The following is a 12,322-nucleotide window of genomic DNA, read 5'->3' on the forward strand; positions in this document are numbered from 1 at the left end:
AACTATTTGATTCTCAAGGAGTTTTGCGTTTCGACTGCGTCGGAAGTGGGGCGCATTATAAGGGGATTCGAAACCCCGTCAACACTTATTTTCAAAAAACTTTCATATCGCCCTGCCCCGCCCCACTAAACGGGGGATACGGCGCCACACAGGCGGTATTCGCACGATCAGCAGCACCGCCCCGACGGCAGCGTATATCACCCACTCTTCAAGGTCCGAGCGAACGATCCAGAGGAAATGCAACAACCCCAGGCCGAGAATCACATAGACCAATCGGTGCAACTTCTTCCATCGAGCACCCAGCCGTCGCTGGCTGTAGCGATTAGACGTCACCGCTAGGGCCAGCAGCCCCAGAAAACCCAGCGCCCCCACGATGATGTAGGGGCGCTTGCGCAACTCGACGCCCAACTGCCCCCAATCCAGCCCCAAGATGAACACCATGTAGGACGTCATGTGCAACACGATGTAGGCAAAGCACCACAACCCCAACTGACGCCGCACGACGATCCAGCCCGACCACCCTGTCAGCCGCTGCAACGGGGTCATGCCCAATGTCACCAGCAGAAAGGTCAATGCCCCTAGGCCCAGCCGGTCCACCAGGATCTTGCCAGGGTCTGGCCCCAGCAGGCTCATCGCTGCTTCATATAGCCACCACCCGGGAAATGCACACCCCACCAGGAAAATGACCAGGCGAAACCAGGGATAACGCATCAGTAGTTCTTCCGCAGATCGAGCCCTGTATAAAGCGACGCCACTTCATCGGCGTAACCATTGAACATCAGGGTGTCGCGCACATTGGGACTGAACAGCCCACTGGGCAAACGTCTCTCCCTGGCCTGACTCCAGCGGGGGTGATCGACCGTCGGGTTGACGTTGGCATAGAAGCCATATTCCGTGGGCGCCAGACTTTCCCACGTGGTACTCGGCTGCTCCGCCACCAGGCTCATGCGTACGATGGACTTGATGCTCTTGAATCCATACTTCCACGGCACCACCAGGCGCAGCGGCGCGCCGTTCTGATTGGCAAGCTCCCGGCCGTACATGCCCACCGCCAGGATCGCCAATGGGTTCATCGCCTCATCCAGGCGCAGCCCTTCCACATAGGGCCAGTCGATCAAGGCAAAGCCAGAGCGCTGCCCTGGCATGCTCTGCGGATCCTGCAGCGTCTCGAAGCGCACGTAGCGCGCCTTGGAGGTTGGCTCGACCTGCTTGAGCACCTGCGCCAACGGAAAGCCCAACCAGGGAATGACCATCGACCAAGCCTCGACGCATCGCAACCGGTAGATGCGCTCTTCGAGCTGGTAGGGCTTCACGAAGTCTTCAAGGGCGTAGCGACCGGGTTTGGCCACTTCACCGTCGACCACCAGACTCCAGGGCTCGGTCTTCAGCGCGCCGGCATTGGCCGCCGGATCCCCCTTGTCGGGGCCGAACTCATAGAAGTTGTTGTAGTGGGTGGCGTCTTTAAACGGCGTGATTGCCTCGTCCTTGACCGTCACGGCCTGCCAGCGCGTAGCCGCGAGCTTGTCAGTGAACCAAGCAGGTGCGGCACCGGGCGTGACATCGGCATAGCGCGACGCTTCGCCAGCCAAGCTAGTCCGCGGCAATGCGCCAAGGGCCAGCCCCGCCAGGGAAGCACCAAGTACTGCACGCCTGGAAAGATAGAGGCTTTCGGGAGTGATCTCCGACGCTTTGCAGTCGGACGACCTGGGAGACTTGATAAGCATGACGGCTCCATAGCACAGGCAACGGATGTACCTGTAAGACTATGGAGCCGGAGGGTTATTCCAGCATTAAATCATCGTCAGCTTTTACGACGACGACCGCGCAGCAGGTACTGCACCGGACCGGAAATCGCATAGCCGAGGAAGATCAGCAGCAGGATTCGGGGCGGGTCGCTGAACACCACCGCGAACACCAGCACCACGGCCAGGATGGCCACGAAAGGCACACGCCCTTTGAGGTCCAGTTCCTTGAAGCTGTTGTACTTGATGTTGCTGACCATCAGCATGCCGGCAGCCGCCACCAGCAAGGCGACCAGGAACGACAGCTTGGAACCCAGGATGCCATAGTCGCTGAAAGCCCACACGGTACCGGCGACCACACCCGCAGCAGCTGGGCTGGCTAGGCCGATGAAGTAGCGTTTGTCAGCAGTGCCGACTTGAGTGTTGAAGCGCGCCAGACGCAATGCCGCGCCAGCAACGTAGATGAAGGCGACCATCCAGCCGACCTTGCCCATGTCGCCCAGCGCCCAGACGAACGCCAGCAAGGCAGGCGCAACGCCAAAGGCGACCATGTCCGACAGCGAGTCATACTCGGCACCGAAGGCGCTCTGGGTATTGGTCATGCGTGCAACGCGACCATCGAGACTATCGAGAACCATGGCCACAAAGATGGCGATCGCGGCGAAGGCGAAGTACTTGCTCGCTTCACGCGGGTCGCCCGCACTGAGGTAACCGTGGGCGCTGATAGAGCTGACAATGGAATAGAAACCGGCAAACAGGTTGGCGGTCGTGAACAGATTGGGCAGCAGATAGATGCCACGATGACGGACCTTGCGCCCTTCGGCGTCATGCCCTTCTTCAATATGCTCATCGACAGGTAGCAGGCTTTCGGCGTCGGAGGGCTTGTTCGGCTCTTCGGGACGTTCGCTCATGAAAAGTACCTTGCAACTGGGGTGGAAAATGTTCGACACGGGCCTGCGAAACAGGTTCTGACGGCAAGCCACTGGTCGCTTTATACCAGAAGCAGGCCGCGTAAACGAAAAAACGCGGCCGAAGCCGCGTTTTTCATGTTACCGACGCAAGACTTAGTTCTTGGTCTTGTCGACGATCTTGTTGGCTGCGATCCAAGGCATCATGGAGCGCAGTTGCTCGCCGATGACTTCGATGCCGTGAGCGGCGTTGTTACGACGCTTGGCGGTCATCGATGGGTAGTTGGTGGCGCCTTCGGAGATGAACATCTTCGCGTACTCGCCGTCCTGGATGCGCTTCAGAGCGTTGCGCATGGCCTTGCGGGATTCTTCGTTGATGACTTCTGGGCCGGTGACGTACTCACCATACTCGGCGTTGTTGGAGATCGAGTAGTTCATGTTGGCGATACCGCCTTCGTACATGAGGTCAACGATCAGCTTCAGCTCGTGCAGGCACTCGAAGTAGGCCATTTCCGGCGCGTAGCCAGCTTCGACCAGGGTTTCGAAACCGGCTTTGACCAGTTCGACGGTACCACCGCACAGAACGGCCTGCTCACCGAACAGGTCGGTTTCGGTTTCGTCCTTGAAGGTGGTTTCGATGATGCCGGTACGGCCGCCGCCGACGCCCGAAGCGTACGACAGAGCAACGTTCTTGGCGTTGCCGGAAGCGTCCTGGTAGACAGCGATCAGGTCAGGGATGCCGCCGCCCTTGACGAACTCGGAGCGAACGGTGTGGCCCGGGGCCTTCGGCGCGATCATGATCACGTCGAGGTCGGCACGTGGAACGACCTGGTTGTAGTGGATCGAGAAGCCGTGGGAGAAGGCCAGGGTAGCGCCCTTCTTGATGTTCGGCTCGATTTCGTTCTTGTACAGGGCGCCCTGGAACTCGTCCGGGGTCAGGATCATGACCAGGTCGGCAGCAGCGACGGCGGTGGCAACGTCAGCAACTTTCAGGCCGTGGGCTTCTGCCTTGGCAACGGTAGCCGAACCTTTACGCAGACCGACAGTAACGTCCACACCGGAGTCCTTCAGGTTGCACGCCTGGGCGTGACCCTGGGAGCCGTAACCGATGATGGCGACTTTCTTGCCCTGGATGATGGAAAGGTCGCAGTCTTTGTCGTAATAAACTTTCATGAAATACCCCTGTTATATCTCGGCTCCACGGAGCCATCACTGATTCTTGTATGCGTATTCAGATACTGAGCACTTTGTCGCCACGGGCAATGCCGGTAACGCCGCTGCGCACGGTTTCCAGGATCGACGCGGTGCCGATGGCCTGGATGAAGCTGTCCAGCTTATCGCTGGTGCCGCTCAGTTGCACGGTGTACACGCTGGCGGTGACATCGACGATCTGGCCACGGAAGATATCCGTGGTGCGCTTGATCTCGGCGCGCTGGGCGCCGGTGGCCTTGACCTTGACCAGCATCAGCTCGCGCTCGATATGAGCACTTTCCGACAGATCGACGAGTTTGACCACTTCGACCAGTTTGTTCAGGTTCTTGGTGATCTGCTCGATCACTTCGTCATGACCAACGGTCGTCAGGGTCAGGCGCGACAGCGTCGGATCCTCGGTCGGCGCCACGGTCAGGCTTTCGATGTTGTAGTTGCGCTGGGAGAACAGACCGACCACGCGAGACAAGGCACCGGGTTCGTTTTCCAACAGCAGGGAAATGATGTGCCGCATATCAGGTACGCTCCGTCTTGCTCAGCCACATGTCACGCATCGAGCCGTCCTTGATCTGCATCGGGTAGACGTGCTCGGTCCTGTCGACCGCGATGTCGATGAACACCAGGCGGTCCTTCATCGCGAAAGCCTCTTCCAGTTTCGGCTTGAGGTCCTTCAGGCTGGTGATGCGGATACCCACATGGCCATAGGCCTCGACCAGCTTGACGAAGTCAGGCAGCGACTCCACGTAGGAGTGCGAGTGACGGCCGCTGTAGGCCATGTCCTGCCATTGACGAACCATGCCCAACACGCCGTTGTTCAGGTTGACGATCTTCACCGGCAGGTCGTACTGCATGCAGGTGGACAGTTCCTGGATGTTCATCTGGATACTGCCTTCACCAGTCACGCAGGCCACGTCCTGGTCAGGGAAGTTGAGCTTGATGCCCATCGCCGCCGGGAAGCCGAAGCCCATGGTGCCCAGACCACCGGAGTTGACCCAACGATTTGGCTTGTTGAAGCGGTAGTACTGCGCCGCGAACATCTGGTGCTGGCCGACATCGGAAGTGATGAAGGCATCGCCCTTGGTCACTTCGCACAGGGTTTCGATCACGGTCTGCGGCTTGATGACGCTGCCGTCGCCCTTGTCGTAAGGGAACAGGTCACCGTCGCCGCGCCACTCGTCGATCTGCTTCCACCAGGCATCGAGTGCCGCCTTGTCAGGCTGCTCGCCGATTTCCTTGAGGATGGCCAGCATTTCGTTGAGCACGCTTTCCACAGGCCCCACGATCGGCACGTCGGCCTTGATCATCTTGGAGATCGACGCCGGGTCGATGTCGATGTGAATGATCTTGGCGTTCGGGCAGAACTTGGCCGGGCCATTGACCACGCGGTCGTCGAAACGTGCACCGACAGCGAAGATCACGTCGGCATTGTGCATCGCCATGTTGGCGGTGTAGCTGCCGTGCATGCCCAGCATGCCGATGAATTGACGATCGGTGCCCGGGAAGCCACCCAACCCCATCAGGGTGTTGGTGACCGGCAGGTTCAACGACTTGGCGATCTCGGTGAGGGCTTCGGAGCCGCCGCCAAGAATCACGCCGCCGCCGGAGTAGACCACCGGACGCTTGGCTGCCAAGAGCATCTCGGCCGCCTTGCGGATCTGGCCGGAATGCCCGCGAACGGCCGGGCTGTAGGAGCGCAGCTTGACCTTCTTCGGGTAGACGTATTCGAACTTCTCGGCCGGGTTGGTCATATCTTTTGGAATGTCGACCACGACCGGGCCTGGACGGCCGGACTGCGCCAGGTAGAAGGCTTTTTTCAGGACTTCAGGGATTTCCGTGGCATGTTTGACCATGAAGCTGTGCTTCACGATCGGCCGGGAAATACCAATCATGTCGGTTTCCTGGAAGGCATCGGTACCTACCATGGTGCTAGGCACCTGGCCGGACAGGATGACCATCGGAATCGAGTCCATATAGGCAGTGGCAATGCCGGTGATGGCATTGGTCGCGCCTGGGCCGGAAGTCACCAGCACCACGCCGGCCTTGCCGGTGGCACGGGCGTAACCGTCCGCCATATGGGTGGCAGCCTGCTCGTGACGAACCAGGATGTGATTGATCTCCGGTTCCTTGAACAGGGCGTCATAAACATGAAGGAGAGCACCGCCAGGGTACCCATAGATGTGCTTAACGCCTTCGTCACGCAAGAAGCGGACGACCATCTCAGCGCCAGATAAAAGCTCCACGTTGTTCACCTCTAAAACGCCAGAATACCGTCCTCATTGGACGGGTCTTAATAGGTTTACTGCCAAGCAGAGCATGAGCGAACGTCAGCACTGACTGAGCAAGTATTGGGAGCGCCCCAGAGTGTTGCGGGGGATTCCCACCCAGCGCGAGGTAACGCGTTGCGGGGTGTAACAAGTCGGCGCGGGTGTGCGCCTCATGATCTGCTTAGCGGGTCTGCTTCTGGCAGTCCCTCTACAGCGGAATCTGGATTCTTCTGATTCGCCGCGCGCAAGTCAAGAAAAATTATTGCCAATTTTTCCCCAGGATGAATTCCTGCCACCACGAAAAAGGTGGTCAGCAGCAGGAAAACGAAGAAATCCATAAAAAAGGGCCACAATCTGCGGCCCTTATAGGAAAAAAAGAAGAAATCAGGCGGAAGGACTGATCAATTGGTCAAACGCTGCCAGCAGACGTCTTAGCTCGCGGCTCTGCTCTGGGCGATCGACAAACACCGTTTCGGCCATGACCAAGATGCCGGACGCGCTGGGCAGTGGGTGCCCGTGCTCGATGATGAGCTTCATGCGGGGCAGGAATATCCATTGCAGCCACTGCTCGAAGGCCATCACGTCCACCGCGAACGGCACCACACTGGCGAGCGCTTCGGCGCTGGGCGCCTGTTCGCTCCACCAGCCCTGGACCTGCAACTCGCGCTCGATCAACAACAGATGATCGGCAATATCGAGGATGCGCTGTTCCATCACGAGGTGGTCCGTGCCTTCTGCCGTGCCAATGCCGCACCCTGGCTGTCGCCCTGCTTCTCGCGGGCTTGGGCGATGGTGTTCCACAGCTCGGCCTGCAGGTCGGGACGACCGTTGGCGTAGGTCAAGGCACGACGCGCCAGTTGCTCGGCCTGGGCCGAGTCGCCTTGGGCCAGGCGCACCTGGGCCAGACGGAACAACACCTGCGGCTCGCGCGGGGCGATGCGCTGGGCACGCTCCAGGCTCGAGGCAGCACCGTTGAAGTCGCCGCTGCCTTGTTGCTGCTGAGCGGTAGTCAGCAGCGCCAGCACCGGCCCATCGAGCTGTTCATCGGCAGACAACCCACCGCTGGCGTTGCTGCGCGGAATGCCGGTCGGTGCACTCGGCGTGCTGGGTGCGCTGTTCATCGAGGCGATGTCGAACGGCTCGTCGGCAATCGGGTTGGGGTTGGTGGCGATCGGGCCGCTGCTGACAGGGCCGGGGGTGATGGGTCCTGTGCTGATCGGTGCTGCGCCCGCACCGGCCGGGAAGGCCTGGATCGGCGCTGCGCCGGCGCCCTGCGGAATCACCACGGTCACACCGGAATCCTCAGGCAGCGACTGCGCCTGACTGGTGCCTCCGCTGGCCTGGCGGGCAACGTTACGATTGCTCGCAACGCGCTCACTGTTCGAAACCCGGGTGCTCGAGTCCACCACGGGGATATTGCCGCGCGGAACGCTGGAGCACCCCTGGAGCACGGCAATTGCCGTCAAGGCAGGAAACAGCCACTTGTTCACTTCACACCCTCTTCAAAGCTAGCGCTCAATTCATCCATCCCTTGACCCAGTCCATGACGGATTCCACTGGGTCTTGCGGGCCACCACAGGCGGCGCCGGCAGGCGGTTCACTTCCGCGAATATACGGCATCTGCACCGCCCCCGGACAGCTACCGTCCGACCCCTGGCCGCTGTACGGGTCGATCCAGGCCTGGACGACGTTGTCCGGTTGCGGCATGTCCAGCGGCAGCGGGTCGGCTTTCTTCATGAAGCTGGTCCACACTTGCAAGGCGCCTGTGGCACCGGTGAACGGCGTCTTGCCGTTGTCGTCACGGCCCAGCCAGACCACTGCCAGCAAGTCCTGACTGAAGCCAGAGAACCAGCTGTCGCGCGAATCGTTACTGGTGCCGGTCTTGCCCGCCAGGGTCAGCGAACGAGGCAGCACGTTGTAGACCGAACGCCCGGTACCTTCACGCATCACGCGCTGCATGCCGTTTTGCACCAGATAGATGGCACCTGGGTCGAATGTCTGCTGGATCTGGAACGGGTAGCGCTTGAGTGGCTCGCCTTCGGCGGTGAGCACGCTGCGGATACCGCGCATCGGCGTGTTGAAGCCACCATTGGCGATGGTCTGGTACATGGTCGCGACCTGCATCGGCGACATGCCGCCCGCGCCCAGTAGCATGGACGGGAATGCTGGCCAATCGACCTTCACACCCAGCCTGCCGATGGTCTTGATCACGTTGGGCACGCCCACTTCCAAGCCAATCTTGGCGGTGGACAGGTTGTAGGAGTTGGCCAGCCCTTGGTACAGGTAGATGGTGCCGTGGGGGCGGCGATCGTAGTTTTGCGGGCGCCAGACCTGGCCATCGGCGCCTTTGACCGAGAACGGCTCGTCCTGCACCCAGCTGGTCAACGTGTACTTGCTCGGTTGCTCCAGGGCGGTCAGGTACACCGCTGGCTTGACCAGCGAGCCGATCGGCCGCACGGCATCGATGGCGCGGTTGAACCCGGCGAAGCCGGCCTGCCGGCTGCCGATCAACGCTTGGACTTCACCGGTTTCCGGGTTGGTCACCACCATGGCGGATTCGACTTCGTCAGCGCCCTTGCGACCGGCCAGACGCTTGAAGGTCTCGCTCATGGCCGTTTCGGCCTTCATCTGCAGGATCGGGTCGAAACTGGTGAAGATGCGCAGGCCCTCTTCGGTCAAGTCTTCGTCGCGGTAGTCCTGGCGCAGCTGACGCTTGACCAGGTCGAGGAAGGCTGGGAAGGAGCTATCGGCCAGGCTGCCACGCTTGGTCACGCCCAACGGCATCTTCTTCGCCGCTTCGGCCACGTCCTGGCTGACCACGCCCTGCTCCGCGAGCAGGTCGAGCACCAGGTTGCGTCGGGTGAGTGCACGTTCGGGATAACGACGTGGGTTGTAATAGGACGGCCCCTTGACCATGCCCACCAGCAGGGCGATCTGGTGCAGCTTGAGCTCCTGCAGCGGTTGGCTGAAGAAGAACTGGCTGGCCAGGCCGAAGCCGTGCACCGCACGCTGACCATCCTGGCCGACGAATACCTCGTTGAGGTACGCCTCGAGGATCTCGCGCTTGTCGTAGTGCAGCTCCAGCAGCATCGCCATCATGGCCTCGTTCAGCTTACGGCTGAGGCTGCGCTCGTTGGTCAGGAAGAAGTTCTTCACCAACTGCTGGGTCAGGGTACTGCCGCCCTGGCGCATGGCACCTGAGGAGGTGTTGACCCACATTGCACGGGCGATGGACTTGGGCGACACACCGTGGTGGCTGTAGAAGTCACGGTCTTCCACCGCGACCAAGGTTTCCAGCAGATAAGGCGGGACCTGGTCGATCTTGATCAGGATCCGGTCTTCGAGATTCTTGGGATAGATGCCGCCAATCATCAGCGGCTCGAGACGCACCACGTCCAGCTTGCCGCCGTTGGCACCGGACAGCCCCGCCACGTAGTCGCCGGAGAAACGCACGCGCACGAACTGCGCCGGCTCCATGCCCTCGTAGAACTGGAAGCCGCGGGTATTGAGATCGACGGTGTTGCCGTTGACCGACGCCGCGCCCGGACCGTTGGCGGCCGCCTCACGGCGATAGCCGAGGGCATCGAGCTCGGTGAGGAAGTCGTTGCGGCTCAACTTCTGGCCGACGAACAGCTCCAGCGGGCGGGCGTATACCTTGGCCGGAATGGTCCAACGCTTGCCGGAGAACTTCTCCTGGACGACAGCATCGAGGTAAACCGCGAAGCCGGCGAGCACCACCAGGCCGACCAGGCTGAGCTTGAGCGCCCAGCCCAGCCAGGCGCGGGAGCGGCCGGTCGGGCGTTTCTTGGGGGTACGGGAGTTTCGGGTACGAGTCATGGCGGCGGATTATACGCACTTTGATAAAGGCTAGTGGCCTGCGGGACGAAACGGAAAGCTCGCGTTCATCCGCCAGGATTTCCAGCGGTTTGCAGGGACGGCACCATTGACCATAATGGCGCTTTCGAATTCCCTGCCCCCAGAAGGATTGCCCGTGAGCCAAGCCCTGATCAGCGCGCTGCAGAACCCCGCCCTCTATGCCCACCCGGTGGACGGGTTCCAGCTCATCGAAACGCATATTTCCTGGGTTTTGCTGACCGGCGAATACGCCTACAAGATCAAGAAACCGATGAACTTCGGCTTCCTGGACTTCACTGAGCTGGACCAACGCCGTCACTTCTGCAACGAAGAGCTGCGCCTGAACCAGCGCCTGACCGACGGCCTGTACCTTGAAGTGCTGCCGATCACCGGCACCGCCGATGCCCCGCAACTGGGCGGCGACGGCGCACCGATCGAATACGCCTTGAAGATGCGCCAGTTCCCGCAGGGCCAGATGCTCAGCACCTTGCAGGCCAACGGCGAGCTCAATGCCAGCCACATCGACCAGATGGCCCGCCAGATCGCCGAATTCCACCTGCAGGCGCCCAAGGTGCCGGTCGACCACCCGCTGGGCACGCCTGACAGCGTCATGGCGCCGGTCGAGCAGAACTTCGAGCAGATCCGTCCGTTCCTCAGCGACAAAGCCGACCTGCAACAGCTGGACAACCTCCAGGCCTGGGCCCGCAGCAGCTTCGAGCGCCTGCATGGCCTGCTCGAGGCGCGCAAAGCCAAAGGTTTCATCCGTGAATGCCACGGCGACATCCATCTGGGCAACGCCACGCTGATCGACGGCAAGGTGGTGATCTTCGATTGCATTGAGTTCAACGAGCCGTTCCGCCTGACCGACGTCTATGCCGACACCGCCTTCCTGGCCATGGACCTCGAGGACCGCGGCCTGAAGTGGCTGGCCCGTCGCTTCATCAGCCAGTACCTGGAACTGACCGGCGACTACGAAGGCCTGGAACTGCTCAACTTCTATAAGGCCTACCGCGCCCTGGTGCGTGCCAAGGTCGCGCTGTTCAGCATGCCGGCCGATGCTGACGGCGTGCAGCGCGCCACCACCCTGCGCACCTACCGCAACTACGCCAACCTGGCCGAAAGCTACAGCGCCATTCCGTCGCGCCTGCTGGCTATCACCCACGGTGTCTCGGCTGTTGGCAAGAGCCACGTAGCCATGCGCCTGGTCGAAGCCCTGGGGGCGATCCGCGTGCGTTCGGACGTGGAGCGCAAGCGCCTGTTCGGTGAGCAACAGCAGCAAAGCGCAGGCCAACTGCAGGCCGGCATCTATGACCAGGACGCCAGCCGCGCCACCTACCAGCGCCTGCATGAACTGGCAGCGGTCATCCTGCGGGCTGGCTTCCCGGTGGTGCTCGACGCCACCTACCTCACGCTGGCCCAGCGCCAGGCCGCGGCACAGGTCGCCAACGAAACAGGCGTTCCGTTCCTGATCCTCGATTGCCAGGCGCCCGATGCCGTCATCGCCAGCTGGCTGGCCCAGCGTCAGGCCGAGGACAACGACCCCTCCGATGCCACCCTGGAAGTGGTCAAGGCCCAGCAGGCCAGCCGCGAACCGCTGAACGCCGAAGAACTCCCCCACTGCAAGCGCGTGGACACCCAGGAAAGCGCCAGCATGGACGACCTGATCGAACAGATCCGCCAGCGTCTGCCAGGGATCTAAACAAGCCCTGCCCGCCGGCCAACCGAACCGCCGCTCCCACAGACGTTGCACTGCACCTGTAGGAGCGGCCTGGTGCCGCGATTGGCTGCACAGCAGCCGCAAGCCCGACAAACTCGGCGAGCCTGATACACCAGGGCGGCAGGTTTACGGCCTGCTACGCGACCGATCGCGGCACAAGGCCGCTCCGACAGCGCGCGCGCCGTCTGGTCTTACCTCGCCCGTCGGGCTCCGATGGCAAAAGGCCGCGTATTTCCCAACCCCCGCTACACTCCTCTCAGACCTGCTCGCGATTTATCCCAAAGACCTCGTTCAGCCATCGCAAGGAGGCCCGATGAACGATGAATTGCAGCATCTGAGAAATCTTGGCAAGACCTCCGCGCAATGGCTCCATGCCGTCGGCATCCACAGTGCATCGGACTTGCGCCGCCTGGGCGCGGTAGGCGCCTATCAGGCTGTGAAGTCGCGGGGGTTTCGGGCATCGAAGGTGTTGCTGTACTCCATTGAGGCGGCACTGCTGGACATGCACTGGAACGATTTGCCGGTCGAACGCAAACAAGCGCTCGATGAACAGCTGGACGCCAAAAGCCCTGCGCAAAAAAAATCAAAATAAGTGGGAGGAGGGATTGACGATCAAATGAGAATCGT

12 protein-coding genes are annotated in these 12,322 nt (G+C 61.2%); 2 read left to right on the forward strand and 10 right to left on the reverse strand.

Features of this window, described 5'->3' with window-relative positions; translation table 11 throughout:
* Positions 1–102: 102 nt before the first annotated feature.
* From msrQ to mrcB, 10 genes are all read right to left on the reverse strand, one after another.
* A complete protein-coding gene (msrQ, locus tag ACNFCH_RS18395; protein ID WP_337159707.1) occupies positions 103–711 on the reverse strand; it encodes a protein-methionine-sulfoxide reductase heme-binding subunit MsrQ in 609 nt (202 codons plus the stop codon).
* Positions 711–1,724 carry a protein-methionine-sulfoxide reductase catalytic subunit MsrP gene (gene msrP / locus ACNFCH_RS18400; protein ID WP_337159709.1) on the reverse strand — a complete coding sequence of 338 codons (1,014 nt, stop codon included), beginning with the start codon at positions 1,722–1,724 and terminating at the stop codon, positions 711–713. The genes msrQ and msrP overlap by 1 nt, the downstream gene beginning before the upstream one ends.
* A gap of 77 nt (positions 1,725–1,801) precedes the next feature.
* The gene (gene pssA / locus ACNFCH_RS18405) at positions 1,802–2,653 is read right to left on the reverse strand and encodes a CDP-diacylglycerol--serine O-phosphatidyltransferase (protein ID WP_337159711.1); all 852 of its coding nucleotides are present in this window, start codon (positions 2,651–2,653) and stop codon (positions 1,802–1,804) included.
* 153 nt (positions 2,654–2,806) lie between these two features.
* The gene (gene ilvC, locus ACNFCH_RS18410; protein WP_043215774.1) at positions 2,807–3,823 is read right to left on the reverse strand and encodes a ketol-acid reductoisomerase; all 1,017 of its coding nucleotides are present in this window, start codon (positions 3,821–3,823) and stop codon (positions 2,807–2,809) included.
* Positions 3,824–3,881: 58 nt separating this feature from the next.
* Positions 3,882–4,373 carry an acetolactate synthase small subunit gene (gene ilvN / locus ACNFCH_RS18415; protein ID WP_003250040.1) on the reverse strand — a complete coding sequence of 164 codons (492 nt, stop codon included), beginning with the start codon at positions 4,371–4,373 and terminating at the stop codon, positions 3,882–3,884.
* Between the two features lies 1 nt (position 4,374).
* Positions 4,375–6,099 (reverse strand): acetolactate synthase 3 large subunit, encoded by a 1,725-nt coding sequence (locus tag ACNFCH_RS18420; protein ID WP_070092287.1) that lies wholly within the window; start codon positions 6,097–6,099, stop codon positions 4,375–4,377.
* 194 nt (positions 6,100–6,293) lie between these two features.
* Positions 6,294–6,461: a hypothetical protein gene (locus ACNFCH_RS18425; RefSeq protein WP_416743267.1), complete on the reverse strand. Its 168-nt coding sequence runs from the start codon at positions 6,459–6,461 to the stop codon at positions 6,294–6,296.
* 46 nt (positions 6,462–6,507) lie between these two features.
* Positions 6,508–6,840 carry a YqcC family protein gene (locus ACNFCH_RS18430; protein WP_337159716.1) on the reverse strand — a complete coding sequence of 111 codons (333 nt, stop codon included), beginning with the start codon at positions 6,838–6,840 and terminating at the stop codon, positions 6,508–6,510.
* Positions 6,837–7,613, reverse strand: a complete 777-nt coding sequence (locus tag ACNFCH_RS18435; protein WP_337159717.1) for a tetratricopeptide repeat protein — start codon at positions 7,611–7,613, stop codon at positions 6,837–6,839. The genes ACNFCH_RS18430 and ACNFCH_RS18435 overlap by 4 nt, the downstream gene beginning before the upstream one ends.
* Before the next feature lie 25 nt (positions 7,614–7,638).
* On the reverse strand, positions 7,639–9,960 hold the full coding sequence (gene mrcB / locus ACNFCH_RS18440) for a penicillin-binding protein 1B (RefSeq protein ID WP_196165609.1): 2,322 nt from the start codon (positions 9,958–9,960) through the stop codon (positions 7,639–7,641).
* 154 nt (positions 9,961–10,114) lie between these two features.
* On the opposite strand from mrcB, the gene ACNFCH_RS18445 reads away from it, so the two are divergent.
* Both ACNFCH_RS18445 and ACNFCH_RS18450 read left to right on the forward strand, forming a co-directional pair.
* The gene (locus ACNFCH_RS18445) at positions 10,115–11,677 is read left to right on the forward strand and encodes an AAA family ATPase (RefSeq protein WP_337159721.1); all 1,563 of its coding nucleotides are present in this window, start codon (positions 10,115–10,117) and stop codon (positions 11,675–11,677) included.
* Positions 11,678–12,008: 331 nt separating this feature from the next.
* Positions 12,009–12,287 carry a TfoX/Sxy family protein gene (locus ACNFCH_RS18450; RefSeq protein WP_070092271.1) on the forward strand — a complete coding sequence of 93 codons (279 nt, stop codon included), beginning with the start codon at positions 12,009–12,011 and terminating at the stop codon, positions 12,285–12,287.
* Positions 12,288–12,322: the final 35 nt, after the last annotated feature.

Origin of the sequence: Pseudomonas sp. NY15354, from assembly GCF_048068075.1 — a bacterium.
Lineage (GTDB): Bacteria > Pseudomonadota > Gammaproteobacteria > Pseudomonadales > Pseudomonadaceae > Aquipseudomonas > Aquipseudomonas guariconensis_C.